Origin of the sequence: Aedoeadaptatus urinae, from assembly GCF_900155585.1 — a bacterium.
Taxonomy (GTDB): Bacteria; Bacillota; Clostridia; order Tissierellales; family Peptoniphilaceae; genus Aedoeadaptatus; species Aedoeadaptatus urinae.
On record NZ_LT707418.1, the window covers coordinates 366,763 to 382,196 of the forward strand.

General features: G+C 51.4%; 14 protein-coding genes and 1 other RNA gene. 7 read left to right on the plus strand and 8 right to left on the minus strand.

The window, feature by feature from the left end; all coding sequences use genetic code 11:
• Positions 1–129: 129 nt before the first annotated feature.
• From recR to dnaX, 3 genes are read right to left on the minus strand one after another with little or no spacing between them, the layout of a single operon-like run.
• The gene (gene recR / locus BQ7397_RS07000; protein WP_077075394.1) at positions 130–729 is read right to left on the minus strand and encodes a recombination mediator RecR; all 600 of its coding nucleotides are present in this window, start codon (positions 727–729) and stop codon (positions 130–132) included.
• Positions 730–731: 2 nt separating this feature from the next.
• On the minus strand, positions 732–1,070 hold the full coding sequence (locus tag BQ7397_RS07005; protein ID WP_077075395.1) for a YbaB/EbfC family nucleoid-associated protein: 339 nt from the start codon (positions 1,068–1,070) through the stop codon (positions 732–734).
• A 9-nt stretch (positions 1,071–1,079) separates the two neighbouring features.
• Entirely contained in the window at positions 1,080–2,666 is a 1,587-nt protein-coding gene (dnaX, locus tag BQ7397_RS07010; RefSeq protein ID WP_077075396.1) for a DNA polymerase III subunit gamma/tau, read from the minus strand.
• A 172-nt stretch (positions 2,667–2,838) separates the two neighbouring features.
• Here dnaX and BQ7397_RS07015 point away from each other — a divergent pair, with 172 nt between their 5' ends.
• The 7 genes from BQ7397_RS07015 (at position 2,839) to BQ7397_RS07045 (ending at position 9,454) form a co-directional block, all read left to right on the plus strand.
• Complete coding sequence (locus tag BQ7397_RS07015) at positions 2,839–3,102, plus strand: hypothetical protein (RefSeq protein ID WP_077075397.1); 264 nt, start codon at positions 2,839–2,841, stop codon at positions 3,100–3,102.
• 134 nt (positions 3,103–3,236) lie between these two features.
• Positions 3,237–5,084: a zinc ribbon domain-containing protein gene (locus BQ7397_RS07020; protein WP_077075398.1), complete on the plus strand. Its 1,848-nt coding sequence runs from the start codon at positions 3,237–3,239 to the stop codon at positions 5,082–5,084.
• A 122-nt stretch (positions 5,085–5,206) separates the two neighbouring features.
• Positions 5,207–6,520, plus strand: a complete 1,314-nt coding sequence (locus BQ7397_RS07025; protein ID WP_077075399.1) for an aspartate kinase — start codon at positions 5,207–5,209, stop codon at positions 6,518–6,520.
• A gap of 169 nt (positions 6,521–6,689) precedes the next feature.
• Complete coding sequence (locus BQ7397_RS07030; protein WP_077075722.1) at positions 6,690–6,986, plus strand: thiamine-binding protein; 297 nt, start codon at positions 6,690–6,692, stop codon at positions 6,984–6,986.
• The gene (locus BQ7397_RS07035) at positions 6,961–7,725 is read left to right on the plus strand and encodes an ABC transporter permease (RefSeq protein ID WP_077075400.1); all 765 of its coding nucleotides are present in this window, start codon (positions 6,961–6,963) and stop codon (positions 7,723–7,725) included. The genes BQ7397_RS07030 and BQ7397_RS07035 overlap by 26 nt, the downstream gene beginning before the upstream one ends.
• A 9-nt stretch (positions 7,726–7,734) precedes the next feature.
• On the plus strand, positions 7,735–8,721 hold the full coding sequence (locus BQ7397_RS07040) for an ABC transporter substrate-binding protein (RefSeq protein ID WP_077075401.1): 987 nt from the start codon (positions 7,735–7,737) through the stop codon (positions 8,719–8,721).
• Complete coding sequence (locus BQ7397_RS07045) at positions 8,702–9,454, plus strand: ABC transporter ATP-binding protein (protein WP_077075402.1); 753 nt, start codon at positions 8,702–8,704, stop codon at positions 9,452–9,454. The genes BQ7397_RS07040 and BQ7397_RS07045 overlap by 20 nt, the downstream gene beginning before the upstream one ends.
• Positions 9,455–9,582: 128 nt before the next feature.
• Here BQ7397_RS07045 and BQ7397_RS09015 read toward each other — a convergent pair whose 3' ends face one another.
• The 5 genes from BQ7397_RS09015 to rnpB all read right to left on the minus strand — a co-directional run bounded on the left by BQ7397_RS09015 (position 9,583) and on the right by rnpB (position 15,425).
• Entirely contained in the window at positions 9,583–11,163 is a 1,581-nt protein-coding gene (locus BQ7397_RS09015) for an S-layer homology domain-containing protein (protein ID WP_234970592.1), read from the minus strand.
• A gap of 333 nt (positions 11,164–11,496) precedes the next feature.
• Entirely contained in the window at positions 11,497–12,834 is a 1,338-nt protein-coding gene (locus BQ7397_RS07055) for an S-layer homology domain-containing protein (RefSeq protein WP_077075403.1), read from the minus strand.
• An 84-nt stretch (positions 12,835–12,918) separates the two neighbouring features.
• A complete protein-coding gene (locus BQ7397_RS07060; RefSeq protein ID WP_077075404.1) occupies positions 12,919–13,863 on the minus strand; it encodes an S-layer homology domain-containing protein in 945 nt (314 codons plus the stop codon).
• Positions 13,864–13,865: 2 nt separating this feature from the next.
• A complete protein-coding gene (locus BQ7397_RS07065) occupies positions 13,866–15,008 on the minus strand; it encodes a CapA family protein (RefSeq protein ID WP_077075405.1) in 1,143 nt (380 codons plus the stop codon).
• Positions 15,009–15,098: 90 nt separating this feature from the next.
• Positions 15,099–15,425, minus strand: an RNA gene (gene rnpB, locus BQ7397_RS07070) — RNase P RNA component class A.
• Positions 15,426–15,434 lie beyond the last annotated feature (9 nt).

The window sequence follows — 15,434 nt, forward strand, 5'->3', positions numbered from 1 at the left end:
TCCGCTTATTTGACTTCACTATACCACGAATCTGCATTTTCCATTGCAAGGATTTGTTTAAGGCATCTCCTTGCAAACAAAAACAAGCCTCCGCAGAGACTTGTTCATGAGAGAATCTGAAATTTCTTTTTACTTTTCCCTGTAATCCGTGCGATGGGCCAGAGCCGTGGCCACGGTGAGCTCGTCGTAATACTCCAAATCGCCTCCGACGGGTATGCCGTGGGCGATGCGGGTAATGTGAATGTCCACGTCGTCGAGCATGCGGGTAATGTAGCGGGCGGTCATGTCGCCGTCCTTCGTGGGATTGGTGGCGAGGATCAGCTCCTTCACCGGCTCGTGCTTTAATCTCTCCAAAAGCTCTCTGATGCGAAGCTTTTGCGGCACGATGCCACGCTCCGGCACGATGACGCCGTGGAGCACGTGGTACAGGCCGTTGTACTTGCCCGTGGCTTCCATGACCTGCACGTCTTGGGGCCGCTCCACCACGCAAATCACCGATCGGTCCCGCCGTTCGCTTTTGCAAATGGTGCAGGGATCGGAGTCCGTATAGTCGTGGCAGATGCTGCATTCTCTGATTTTTTCGCGGGCTTCCTGAATGGCCAGCGCCAAATGCTCCGCCTCCTCCGGCGGGGCGTCAAGCAAAAAGTAGCTGAGGCGCCGCGCCGTCTTCGTACCGATGCCGGGCAGGCGGCTCAGGCGATAAATCAACTCTTCCAGTGGCTTATCCATGATTAAAACATGCCCGGCATATTCAGTCCGCCGGTTAAGCGGGACATTTCCCCTTCCGTCTTAGCTCTGGCGCTCGCCATGGCTTCGCGTATGGCGGCGAGGATTAAGTCTTCCAAGGTTTCCACGTCCTCGGGATCCACGACGTCGGGATCGATGGACAGGCGCAGCAGCTCTTGCTTGCCGTTGACCACGGCGGAAACGACGCCGCCGCCGGCTGTGGCTTCAAACTCTTCCTTATCCAGATCCGCCTGCATTTTCTCCATATCCTTTTGCAGCTTTTGAACCTGCTTCATCATATTGTTCATATTTTTTCCGCCCATATTGGGAAATCCCTTTGCCATACTTCCTCCTTATTCCTTTTCAATGGTCACATCTTTAAACACGCGCTCCAAGGATTGAAGCACCGTATCGTCTTCGTCGCCGATGGCTTCCACGCGAACGGCTACATCGGGGCCCAAGACCTCGTGCACGCCCTCCGCCAGTGCCGCTTCATTGGCGTCGTTTTTTAACATTTGCAGATGGAAAGAAAATTTCGGTTGAAAGAGAATGGTCAAGAGATTCCCTTCCCACTTCGTTTCCTCCGCGTCCTTTAACAGGGCCGCACAGGCCACACTTTTCGCCTGAACCGCCGACTGCACGGCTTGCCACTTGTCCCCGTCAAGGGGCGATTTCTCGCCTTGTATTATATCACGGTCGTCGGTCCCGCTCAAAGGTGCGGGGACCTCGGGCTCCCCGTCGTCACCTGTCTTTGTAATGGTTGGCTCTTCTCTCTTCGGCGGCTGTTCTTTTTTCGGCGTCGCTTTTTTTATCGGCGCAGCAGGGCGGACGGGCTCATGCCGCTCGTCGGGAAACTCTCCCACGGCCCCTAAGTGAAGGGCTTTTAATAGAAGAATTTCCACCACGGCCCGAGGATCCTTGGCGTAGCGAAACTGCTCCCTGCCCTTTTGAAAGAGTTCCAGGCATCGGAAGCCGAAGTCTTTGTCCAAATTCTCGGCGTGGGCCTTAAAGGCCGCCCTGTCCCTTTCGCTGAAGCCCTTGGGCGGGGTTTTCGTGTACTCGTAAAATAAGAGATCTCTGAAATAGTCGATGATGGCATCGAGAAGCAGGGCAAAATTCTTTCCTCGGTCGTAGGCGCGGTCCAATGCGTCCACGATCAGGGCGCCGTCTGCCGTAAAGAGCCCGTCGACGATGCGAAAGATGCCCTCTTCCTCCGTGAGGCCCAGGGCGTCGTATACCGTCTCCCCGTCCACCCTGTCGTTTCCCATGGAAAGAATCTGATCCAAAATGGATAAGCTGTCCCGCATACTGCCGTCGCTGTGGGCGGCGATGACCGCCAGGCCTTCCTCGGTGTAGCTTCTCTTTTCCAGATCTAAAATTCGCGCAAGCTCCCTTTCGATCTCCTCTTCCTTTAATCGGAAAAAGGTGAAGCGTTGAGCCCGGGACAAAATCGTGGCGGGGATTTTTTCCGGCTCCGTGGTCGCCAAAATAAACAGGGCGTGGGCCGGCGGCTCTTCCAAAATTTTCAGCAGGGCGTTAAAGGCTCCCTTGCTGAGCATATGGACCTCGTCGATGATGTAAACTTTTTTCTTCGCCACAGCCGGTGCATAGGCCACGTGTTCGCGAATCTCCCGTATGTCGTCTACGGAATTGTTACTTGCCGCATCGATTTCCATAACGTCAAACAAGCTCTCGTCTAAAATGCCCCGGCAGACCTTGCATTCGTTGCAGGGATTGGCGCCCTCGGGCGAAAGGCAATTCACGGCGCGGGCAAAAATTTTCGCCACCGACGTCTTTCCCGTGCCTCGGGTGCCGGAAAAAATATAGGCGTGATGCACGCGCCCTTCCTTTATTTGATTTTTAAGTGCGGTAATGGTCATTTCTTGGCCCACCACCTCGTCGAATGTCTTGGGCCGATACCTTCTATACAGTGCTTGCATAATCTCCTCCGACCTTTAGTATACATGAAAAAGGCGCCGCGAGAAATCCTTGCCCTTATCCTTTTCTTAAATTTACACTGAAAACTTTGACCGTTCCTTCACGTTTTTATCACAAAGGGCCGCTATACTTAGGGTACATCAATGATATGAATCTTTTAGGAGGTATTTCGAAATGAAAAACTTGAAGAAAATCGCTAGCGCTATGGCAGTAGGTACCCTTATGTTCGGTCTCGTTGCTTGCCAACCCAAAGCTGAAAAAGCTGAAAACGCTGCAAACAACGCTAACAAAGCTGCTAACAACGCTGCTGCTGAAGCTAACGCTGCTCAAAACAAAGCTGCTAACAAAACCGAAAACGCTGCTAACGCTGAAAAAGCTGCTGACAACGCTAAAGAAGCTGCTGACAACGCTCAAAAGGCTGACAACGAAGCTAAGTAATCGACGCTTCGATTTAAAAAAAGCTCCGGTTCTTCCGGAGTTTTTTTTATGCATTCATTTTTGTGACTTCATTCTGTAATCTTGTGATTCTGTGTTATAATCTGGTGTAAGAGATGAAGAAGGAGGACGATCTATTGTATTGTTTTCAATGTGGCGAAGAGCTGGTTAAGGGCGCAAAGTTTTGTCACGTTTGCGGCGCCAATCAAGAAGAAGCGCGCAAGCTTTTTGAAGAAAATTTCAAAAACTCCGCACCTGCAACCGGTTCCGGTCATCCCGCTTCCGGCGGCGACACGAAAGTCGCCTATTCCTCCGACCCGGATGACGGCGAAGCCTTAAAAAATTACTTAAATAAAGTCGATACCCACGTGGGTATGAGTATCGAAAAACACGAAACCCTTTCCGGCGCTCGTCCCAAGCCGAAAAAACAAAAGGCGAAGGAAAAGCCCGCGAATAAAGCCCATGATCCGATCGAAAAAAACATAGCTCCCTCCCCGGCAAAGGAAACGGCACCGGTAGAAAAAGCGGCGTCGAAAGCGGAGGCACCTGCCAAGGTCGACGAACCGAAAAAGAAAAAGAAGAGCTTTTCCGCCATTTGGAACAGCTTCATCGACGAGGAAGACAATCCTTACTCGGTCTTCGGAGAAATGGCCGATCGCCTGGAGCAAAATCAAAAGGTTGTAGACGATACCGATGCGGATCGCCTTCGCGTCTCCCAAGACATGGGAGACATGGATCAGGAGCCCTTCGCTCAAACCGGCGATTTGTCCTCTTTAAATAAAAAGGTCAACGACATTTTAGACGCACAGGAAAAAGAAGAAGAGAAAAAAATTACCTCCAAGGGTATTCTCTCTTCCTTCTTCTCAAAGGATAAAGAAAAGAAGGAATCTCCTAACGCAAAGGACGACGATACCTTCGAAGCGTCGCCCGTGAATTCGGCTACGCATGGAGAACCGGAAGAAAAAATCATTCCTGCCGACGCCGTTCAACGAATCGATCTCACCGGATCTGAGGAAAAAATCATTCCCGCCGATGCAGAAGAAAAAGTCATTTCAGACGACGCCATTCAGCGAATCGATCTCACAGGCTCCGAAGAAAAAATTATTCCTGCCGACGCCGATGACTTGAGCCGGTCGAAAACGGCTCCTGTTGAAAAACAAGCGCCTTCCTTCGACGAAGCAGTCGCGCCTGAAAAGAAATCAGACGAGGCCCCCGTCGTCGACCGCGCGGAAGAAAAGCGAAAGAAAAAAGAAGCCAAGGCGGCTGAAAAAGCGAAAAAGCGTGCCGCAAAAAAAGAGGCGGGTCAAAATAAAAAGCCCTTCGCCTCCCTTTTCGCCGGCATAAATAACGGAGAAAAAAATAAGCGCAATGGCGCAGAGGGCGTCGAAAAACGTCAGCTCCACGTCAGCGAGCTTTCGAACAATCCCAATGTCTTAAAGGCATATGCCAAATTGTCTCGCGCTCGCAGTCGCGTCATGGCAAAGGGCAAGCAAGGCGTCTACGGCCTCTTAGGCATTGGCTTCGTCATCAGCTCCCTTCCCGTTTTATTTGCCTTCCGCGGCATCAGCATTCTGGCCATACTCTTTTCCATTTTAAAAGTCGCCATCGATCTCTTCGCCTTTTTCTTTGCGAACAATGTGGCGAGAAGGAACAGCTGTGAAGAAGACAATTTGCGTTCACGTACCGTGGACAATCTCATTCACTGGGTTCTGTATTTGATCCCCTACACCCTGATCTTCTTCATCCTGCCCTCCTCCTCGGCCATGGGCCGCACGACGTTGGGTTCGGTGACCCCCCACTTCCTCTTGAGCCTTCTGCTCTATCTGTGGATCCTGTTTTTGGCTTATTCTTCGGCCCACAAAATTTTGCCCAAGGAAAACAGCCGCGACTTCATTGCCTGGTACGGCATCATCTATGTAAGCATCGACCTGATCTCGAAGCTCTTCTGGATCATCGCCATCTTCCTTACATCCACCTTCTCGTAAAATCGAACCGCCTCGCGCGGTTCTTTTTTTCTTTTCGCCCTTATCACTTTTTCACGGCAAAGCCCTTGTTTCCTTCGGGAAAAACTTTTACAATAGGATAAGATTACCTAAAGGAGGATACTATGCCCATCGTTTGTAAATTCGGCGGCTCATCCCTCGCCAACAGCGAACAGTTTCATAAAGTTAAAGATATTATCGAAAGCGACGATAATCGCCGATACATTATTCCCTCGGCGCCGGGAAAAGCAAAAAACGGCGACCAAAAGGTCACGGATCTGTTGATCCTTCTTTATAATATGGCCGTGCACAAGCTTTCCTCGGCGGAGGTCATGAATATGATCGAATCCCGCTACCGGGAAATCTTAAACGGCATCGGCATCGAATTCGATTTAAAAACTGAGCTGGACGAGATTCTTTCCTACATTGCTTCCGGCAAGGTCAGTAAATCCTACGTCCTCTCTCGAGGCGAATACTTAAACGGAAAAATTCTGTCCGCCTATTTAGGCTATGACTTCGTCGATGCCAAGGACGTCATCTGTTTCGACGAAAACGGCACCTGGGACGAGGAGAGCAGCTACAAGGCCCTGGCAAAAATGCAAGAGGAGCACGAGCGGGCCGTCATCCCCGGCTTTTACGGCTCCACCCCTTCGGGCAAAATTGTCACCTTCAGCCGCGGCGGCAGCGACCTTTCCGGCGCCATTGTGGCCCGGGGCGTGAACGCCGAGCTCTACGAAAACTGGACCGATGTCTCCGGCCTTCTCGCCGTGGATCCGTCCGTTATCCCCCATCCGAAAAAGATCAAAAATATTTCCTATCAGGAACTGCGGGAGCTTTCCTACAGCGGTGCCAAGGTTATGCACGACGAGGCCATGTTCCCCGTCATCGAAAAAAATATTCCCGTGGTCATTCGAAACACCAATGCCAAGGACGACGCCGGCTCCTATATTATGGCCGACGTCCCCGAGGATGCGGAAGGCGAAGACATTACGGGCATCGCCTGCCGCAAGGGCTTTGACGTCATCAATATCGAAAAGTTTCGCATGAATCGGGATCTGGCCTTCCACAGAAAGGTGCTTTCCGTTCTGGAGGCCAACGATATTTATCTGGAGCACATGCCCTCTTCCATCGACTCCATTTCTCTGGTCATCGCCAGCAAGTATTTAAAGAATAAAACGGATCAGCTCATTGCCGAGCTTCAAACCTTTACCAATGCCGACCGCATTACCATGGATCACAACATCGCCTTGATCACCATCGTCGGTCGCAATATGAAAAACCGCATCGGCACCAGCGCCCATGTTTTCAGCGCTTTGGCCGCCGCCAATGTCAATATCCGCATGATCATTCAAGGGGCTAGCGAAATGAATATTATCGTCGGCGTCTTGGAGGAAGAAGCGGAAAAATCCATCGAAGCCATCTATAACGCCTCCTTCTGATAAGAAGCTTTCTTATTCCTATGAAATAGGGTATACTATGATTCATAAAGGGGTGCACACAGCTGAGAGAGGAAACACTCAACCCATAGAACTTGTACAGATAATGCTGTAAAAGGATAGGCCGATGCACGCCGGTGCATCGGCTTTTTTTATTGAAAGGAGTTTTAAAATGAAAGCAAGTATGGCTATTCAAGTGCTGCCTATGGTAGACGGCGGCACGGAAGAGGTCGTTCGCATCGTAGATGAAGTCATCGCCGTCATTAAGGACAGCGGATTAAATTACGTGGTCGCCCCCTTTGAAACCACGGTGGAAGGGGACTCCATGGACGAAATCATCGACCTGCTCCGCAAATGTGAAGCCAAGGTCATGGAAGAAGGCGCCAATTCCGTGTACTGCTACGTCAAATTAAGTCACGGCAAGGAATCTATTTTAACCATCGATGAAAAAATCGGCAAATATCAGTAAGCTCTTTCGGGGAAGCATTTTAATCGTCGCCCTATTGATCCTATGGCAGCTGTTGAGCACCTCGGGCCTGTTGCCCGGCTACCTGCTCCCCTCGCCGTTGCAGGTCATCAAGGCCTTTGTACAAGACTTCCCTCTCTTGGTGGGCCACTCGAGGGTCACTTTGGCCGAAGCGGCTCTCGGGCTTTTCTTCGGCATCGTCTCGGGCTTTCTCTGCGCCTTTTTAATGGATCGCTCGGCCTTTTTTAAGGACGCCCTCTATCCCCTTTTGGTCCTGACGCAGACCGTGCCCACCGTGGCCATTGCGCCGCTCTTGGTCCTTTGGATGGGCTACGGCATGACGCCGAAGGTGGTGCTCATCGTCATCGTCACCTTCTTTCCCATGGCGGTCAATCTTTACGAAGGCTTCGCCTCGGCGGATCCCGACGAAATGAAACTTTTGCGGGCCATGGGCGCCGAGAAGCGGGAAATTTTCACCTATGTGAAGCTTCCCAACGCCCTGGACGGCTTTTTCTCCGCCTTGAAAATCTCCGCCTCCTACTCCGTGGTAGGCGCGGTTATCGCCGAATGGCTCGGTGGCTTTCAAGGCCTCGGGGTCTATATGACCCGAGTGAAAAACGCCTACAGCTACGACCGCATGTTTGCCGTCATCTTTTTGATTTCATTTTTAAGCTTAATCCTCATGGGCCTGGTCAATCTCTTTCAACGAAAGGCCATGCCCTGGAAACAATTACATTCTTAGGAGACTGTTATGAAACGATTTTTACCCGTTCTTCTCGCCCTCTTTATGCTGGTCGGCTGCTCCAACGGCGCCGATAAGAAAGAGGACGGATACAAGCAAAAAGTACGCCTGGTCCTGGACTGGACCCCGAACACGAATCACACGGGCATTTACGTGGCCAAGGAAAAAGGCTTTTTAGATGAAGCTGGCATCGATCTCGAAATCCTTCAACCGCCGGAAGGCGGCGCGGAAGGCCTCGTCGCCAATGGCGGCGGCGAATTGGGCATCTCCTTCCAAGACACCATCGCCGCATCCTGGACCAAGGAAAATCCCCTTCCGGTCACCGCCGTGGCCGCTTTGGTACAACACAATACCTCGGGGCTTTTAAGTTTGAAAGACAAGGGCATCGACTCCATGGGCAAGCTCACCGGCCACACCTACGCCACCTGGAACATGCCCATCGAACAGGCCATGATTAAGACCATGGTGGAAGACGACGGCGGGGACTACTCCAAGGTCAATCTCATCCCCTCCAATGTCACCGACATCGTCGCCGCATTAAAAAGCAATGTGGACGCCGTGTGGGTCTACTACGGCTGGGACGGCATTAAGACGAAGGTCGAAGGCCTGGAAACCAACTACATTCCCTTTATCGACTCCCACCCCGAATTCGATTACTACAGCCCCATTTTAATCGCCAACAACGACTTCTTGAAGAATGATCCTGACACGGCTAAAAAAGTCTTGGCCGCCATCTCCAAAGGCTACGAATACGCCGCCGAACATCCGGAAGAAGCCGCCGAGATCTTGTTAAAGGCATCGCCTGAACTGGATAAGAAATTGGTGGGCGAAAGCCAAGCTTACCTTTCCACGCAATACATTGCCGATGCGAAACAATTCGGCGTCATCGACAAGGAACGCTGGAACGCATTCTACGGCTGGCTCTGGAAAAACAAATTGATCGATCGGGAAATCCCGGCAGATTTCGGTTTCAGCAATGACTACCTCCCTCAATAATCCGGTCTTAGTCGGCGAGGGCATCTGCCGCCGCTTCGGCGAAAAAACCGTACTGGATCACGTGAATCTTTCCATTCCACGGGGCAAGGTCGTGTCCCTTTTGGGCCAAAGCGGCAGCGGCAAGACCACCCTCTTTAATATTCTCGCGGGGCTGGATGTGCCCAATGAAGGCACGGTGCATCTCTTAGGCGAAGACGTCACCGGCGAGCCCGGTCACGTGGCCTATATGCTGCAAAAAGACTTGCTCCTTCGCCACTTAAAGATCATCGACAATGTGTCTTTGCCCCTGCGCCTGGCGGGCAAGAGCAAAGAGGAAGCCCGCGCCGCAGCCGACGGCTATTTTAAGGAGTTCGGCCTGGAAGGCACACAGCACAGCTACCCCGGCGCATTGAGCGGTGGCATGGCGCAGCGTGCGGCCTTTTTAAGGACCTTTCTCTTCTCGAAGGACCTGGTACTCCTGGACGAGCCCTTCTCACGCTTAGACGCCATTACAAAGGCCTCCATGCAGGATTGGTACCTGGCCATCAAGGAAAAATACGTGCTCACCACCGTCCTCATTACCCACGACATCGACGAAGCCCTGCGCATGAGCGACGTGATTCACGTGCTGTCGCCGAAAAAGAAATCCATCGCCTACAGCTACACCATACCGGAAGGCGATCGTGAGGCCTTTCAGCTGTCGAGAGAGTATTTGGACGCGAAGAAAGCCATTCAAAAAGCCATTATGGCATAGAAAAAAGCATCTGCCGAAAAGCAGGTGCTTTTTTCATGGGTAAATAGAGTTTCCAAAGGGACTTAAAAAAAAGGGACGCAGCGAAGAGACTGCGTCCTTTTTCAAAAGACAAGATTCTATGAGATTTTTTACTTCATAGCGGCCAAAGCATCAAGCATGGCTTGATAATTATTTGCCGCCAATAGGATTTGGACATAAGCCCAGTGATTTTCACTGACGTCCTTAAAGGAATTGAATTTCGCTTTTATCTTCATTAAATCCTGTTTGCTCATGTTCCGGCCTTCATAGCGATTTAGAATCGTTACAGCTTCAGCTCTCGTAATGGCTCCGTCGGGTTTAAAGGTACCGTCGGGGTAGCCGACAATTCGACCGTTGCCAAAGGCTTGATTAATGGCAGCTTCAAAGGGATGGCCCTTTACATCGGCGAAAGGCGCGATGCGATCCGTCTTTTTGTCGATGCCTGCCAGGGCCCGGGCAAATTCGGCTCGCGTAATGGGTTCGTTGGGACGGAAGTTTCCATTTTGATCCGCCAACATCAAATCATTTTTCACCATGGCGTTAATCGCTTCGTTGTACCAACTGCTGTCCGTGTCCTTAAAATCAGGTTTGGCCTTGTTGCTCGTATCCAGACCCGCCAAAGAAGCGATCATGGACGCCGCTTCGGCGCGACTGATCTTTCCTTCGGAGCGGAAGCTATTATCGCCGTAGCCGAAAATAAATGCCTGATACTTTACTTTCGGCTCCACAGGCGTACTCGGCGTTTCCGGATTTTCCGCAGCCGTCACTGCAACCATATCCCCGTTTTCAAAATACGTGTCATTTGCAAATTTTACATAGACAATGGGCTTAATATATTTGGCATTTTCGGGTAGCTTCGTGATTTCGATTTCATAGCCGCCGGCTACTTGTTTTACCGTGTAATCATCCCGAGGCACTTCCTGCTTCTTATATTTCGGCGTCGCCGACGTGCTTGTATCCACCCTCGTCGAGGGACTGCTTACTGCCTTGGGTTTCCCTTCTTCAAAATCCTTCTGTGTCACATAATTCAGCTTAAAGAAAGCTTTTTCATTCTCGCCGATCTTTCCGGCCCCTGCAAGATTCGACTGAATTTCAATCTTATTGTCCTTTAATGCCACATACTTTTTATTATTGTGGGGGTTGAGCTGATCTCGCTTCCCCAGCACCTTATAATTGACGAGGGCTTTTTTCGTATAATCCCTGAAGAGGCCGGATTTCTTTCCATTAACCTTTTTATAAGGGACACTTTCAATAAATTTCAATTCCTCTTCCGTAATTTTTTCTTTGCCTAATAAAGTCTTCGCTTTTTCAACGGCGCCCTTGACTTCATCTTTCACGCCCGGCTGAAATTCAATGGAATCGCTGTCAAGAACCTTCTCTTCCACTGTTTTCATGTACCTTTGAAGTTCGGCCTTGGCCTGTCTAACCCTTTCGGCAAATTCCACATTGGTCTTGTCCTCTTTGGAATTTTTCTCTTTCGCTTGCTCGCGTTCAAGGCGACTTATACTTTGGTTCCCGACAAGCGCCGGCTTTTGATTCGCATTCATTGCCCTATTCGTTTCGGAGCCGGAGGCGGCATAGGAGGATCCCGGCAAAAATCCTGCAATTAAGGTAAAGCCTAAAAGGCATGAGACGAAACCGACAGGCAATTTTCGCATTCCGTAACGAGGTCGTTGCTCTTTTTGTTTCATATTTTCTCCTTCATTATAAATTCCATGGCCCCTTTGTCCGCATCAAATCTATGTATTTTTCCATAGCAGACCTAATCCAAAGTTGTCATGATCAAAGTGATCTTCTAATTCGAAATTATATCACGCTGATAGTAATTATCAACTGTTATTTTGATATTCTTTCTCTTTTCTTTTATTTTTGCCTTCTACTGCCTTTTTATTCTTATGTTCTAGCTCATTTAAATTATTTCTTCCGCGCGGCTTTTTGAGGACTCTTTCAAAATAAAGAAAAAGCCTCTGCAGTCGTTTCCTACGCATGCAGAGGCTTTTCTCATTTCTTTTTTGATTGTCCGTTTAATTTAATTGATTTTTTAAATTCAGCATCATTTGAGTGGCTTCTTCTCTGCTTGCCGTGCCCTTGGGGTCGAAGAGATTGCCGCCCTTGCCGTGTAAGATACCGCGCTTCGTCAAGCTCGCCACGGCGGGACGAAAGACGGGATGAATCTTCCCGCTATCCTTGTAGGGCAGGCGGGCGTTGCCGTCGTCGTACTTCATGGCGACGTAAATAATTTTCGCCATCTCTTCCCTGCTCACCAGCTTATCCGGGCGGAAGGTGCCGTCGCCGTAGCCGTCGATGAGTCCCGCCTCCTTGGCCGCGGCAATGGCCTTGGTGTAGTAGGCATCGGGGGCCACGTCGTTAAAGCCCGTGACATTACTTTCCATGGGCAAATGCAGGGCCAGACTCATTAAAAGGGTAAATTCCCCGCGGCTCATGTGCTCCCGTCCTTGGAAGCTCTTCAGGCCTCGATAAAGGGCGGTGTTGATTCCCGCTCGCTCGGCCCTCGCCGGCACATGCTTGGCCCAGTTTGAGGTGGAGTAATCCCTCGTGGCGTAATTTAAAATGGCCATGGTGTCGTGGTAGCGAGCGTCTTTTCCCTTGGAACCCATAACCACGGAAATCAGGTGACGGCCTTTTTTCGTGTAGGTCGTCGTCAGGCATTGGCCGGAATAGGATGCCGTGCCCGTCTTAAAGCCGTTGATCCCGTTAAAATTGCGAAACTTTCGATAAAACAGATTGGTGGATCGATAGACCTCGTTTTTAAACATGGTCTGATGCTTCGACGTGGTGTTTAAAATCTCCGGGTAATCGCGAATAATGGATCGGGTCAAGAGGGCTTGGGCCCTGGGCGTGACGCGGTTGGGCTTCAGGCCGTTGGCCTCGGTGTATTGGGCATCGATCCCCAAAGCCCTCGCCTTTTCGTTCATGCGCTCGGCAAAACGGTCCTCGCTGCCGCCGCCCAGGTATTCCGCCATGGCGATGCCCATTTGATTGTTGCTGCGAATTAAAAAGGGCTCGAAGAGATCCCCCAGCCGCTCCGCTTCGTCGAAGGGCGTCTTGTCCCAGGGCGATTGGGTGCGGGCGTTGTCCGAAATGGGGATCACCGCGTCCCAGCTCACCTCGCCGCTCTTAATGGCGTCCAGTATAATATAGGCCGTCATGACCTTGGTCATGGAAGCGGCGGAATAGGCCTTGTCCGAATTTTTTTCGTAAAGCACCTGCCCCGTGTCGTAGTCCATAACGACGGCGCCCTGTGCGCTGATGGCCGGCGGCTCTGCGGCAAAGGCCGCCCCCGGCGTCATAAGCATGGCGATCATTAAGATCAGGGCCACCCATTGTTTGAATTGTTTCATTTCAAATCCTTTCCGTAAAAAATGTCTTCGTTTATTTTAACAAATCGCCATGAAAAAATCCCTACGGTTACCGTAGGGACTCTGTTATTTAATAGGATTGTCAAATAGAGCCATGATCTCGTCGGGTTTGTAGCCCTCGACGACCTTTCCGTCTGAAATGATCACCGGCACAAAGCTGTAGCCCTTTTCCTTAAATTCGTGAAGAGCTTCCGGATCCTTGGAAATGTCCTTTTCAACAAAGGGACGGTGAAGTTTATCCCTGAACATGGTTTTCGCCATAACGCAATATTTGCAGCCCTCTTTCGTATACATAACCACGTCTTCCGTTGCCTGTGCCGTCGGCGCATAGTCTCCGGCTTTTTTTGAAATCTTTGCCATTTCCGAGCGGCGCACGGGACGGTCCCCTCGGAAGTATCCGTCGCTGCCCTCGGCGGCGAGCACCCCTTCTTTTACCAAAGCGGCCACGTAGTCGGCTGCGGGAATTTGCACGTCGATCTCGTTGGATACGGTGCCTATTTGAGCCAGGTCTTTCACCTTCAGATCGGAGTGATCCTTCATACCCTTAAGGTTTAAGGCCCTGGCATAATAGGCGGCCACTTCTTTGCGGGCAGGGTACGTTATTCCTTTCGTCTTAAATTGGCCGGCGGCCTGTGCCGCTTTCAATTGCTTTGGCGTTATAATGCCTCGGTCCATGGCGTAGGCGGCGCTTTCCACCGCCCAATCGGGCACGTGGCAGGCTCGGGCCAAATCGCCATAGGAAAGCTTGGCTTGTGAGAGCGCAGATTCCGAGGGCTGTTTCACGCCTTTGATTAAAAGAAAAATTTCCGGCAACGTGACGTAGTTATCGGGCTTAAAGGTGCCGTCGGGATAGCCGCTTAAAACTTTTCTGTCCGCCATTTCGGAAATATAGCTATAGGCCCAGTGGTTCGTGCCCACGTCCTTAAAGCGGGCGGCGTAAGCGGCCGGGCTTTGAATGACCAATGTCAGTGCGGCCAGCGTCAGGGCTACAAGGGCTCTTTTCTTTTTCATCACTACTTCTCCTCCTCAAACAATAAAACAGAATTCGGATCCACGCGCTCCCTATGGGCGCTCAATGTTTCTTCCAATCGTCCCTTTACCTGTTCTGCTCGGGGACAGGGGGTCTCACCGCTTAATACGGCCTCTGCAGGCAAGACGTCGAAGTGCAGCCGGTCGCCCCAATACTTGTCCACGTAGAGCGCATCGGGCAGAAAGGCACTGACGCGAGTGCCCTTTTCATCCTTCGTCAGCTGAGCCCGCACCATTTGCCCCGTTTCCACCCGAGAGGTGTTCATGTACTCACGCCGCTGATTGGAAACGAAATTGCCCATAGAGTAGGCGACGAAGGTGCGCCTGTCGCCGTTTACGATATTGTCGATTCCCAGAGGCACGTGGGGATGGCTTCCGAAAATAATGTCCACGCCCTTTTTCGCCAGGTAGGCCGCCTGCTTCTTCTGCTCCGCCGTTGGCTCCTTCACATACTCCACGCCCCAGTGCATAAAGCAGACGATGGCATCGACGCCAGCCGCCTTTAATGCCTTGATGTCTTCATCCGCCTTTTCTTCGGAATAGACGGCCACGGCTTCGGGCTTCTCGCTGTTTTTCAAGACGCCGTCGTTTCCGTTGAGGCCGTAGGTGTAGGCGAGGAAGCCGATCTTCATGCCGTTCACGTTTTTGATCAAGGGCTCCGCCTTATTTTCGCCGGTGCCCACCACATCCATCCCCGCATCGGTTAGGGCGCGGTAGGTGGTCTCCACTCCCGGGCCGAAGGTGTCGTAGGCGTGGTTGTTCGCCGTGGCCACCACGTCAAAGCCCACGGTCTTTAAGTCCCGGGCGATTTCTATAGGCGATGCAAACATGGGAAAGGTGGTATAACCCTTCGCCCCGTCGGTCAATGTGGTTTCAAGATTGATCATGGCCACGTCGGCTCCCTCGATATAGGGCTTCAGGTACTGAAAGTCGCCGGTGAAGTCGAAGCCGTCTGCCGTCTTCGCTGCATTGATCTGCGGTCGGTGCACCATGTAGTCGCCGAAGGCGACGAGATTCACCACCTTCGCAGGCTCCGCCCTTTTCGCCGCCGGCTCTGGCTTTTGTGCCGCCACACAGCCGCTTAAAAGCAGAAGGGCCGCCAGAACAAGGGATACAAATTTTTTCATCGCAATTCCTTTTCTTAAAATTATTCGACACCCATATTGTACCAGTGTTTGTGAATTTTTTGTATGAAAAAAGCGGGGTCTCCCCCGCTCTCATCGACTACGTCTGTAAGCCGTGTTCTGTATCGGTTAACTATCTGTCTGGTCTTTCCGTCGCCGGAAAGCTCTAGCGACCTACCTACCGGAGGCGACGAGCAGCCGCCTTTGTTCCTCTTTGGTCTTGCTCCGAATGGGGTTTACATAGCCGCACAGTCGCCTGTGCGCTGGTGAGCTCTTACCTCGCCTTTCCACCCTTACCTTTGCAGGCGGTATCTCTCTGTTGCACTAGCCTTAGGGTCGCCCCTACCGGACGTTATCCGGCATCCTCGCTCTGTGGAGCACGGACTTTCCTCGCATGCGCGCAGTTAACTGACGTACTCGACGAATTAT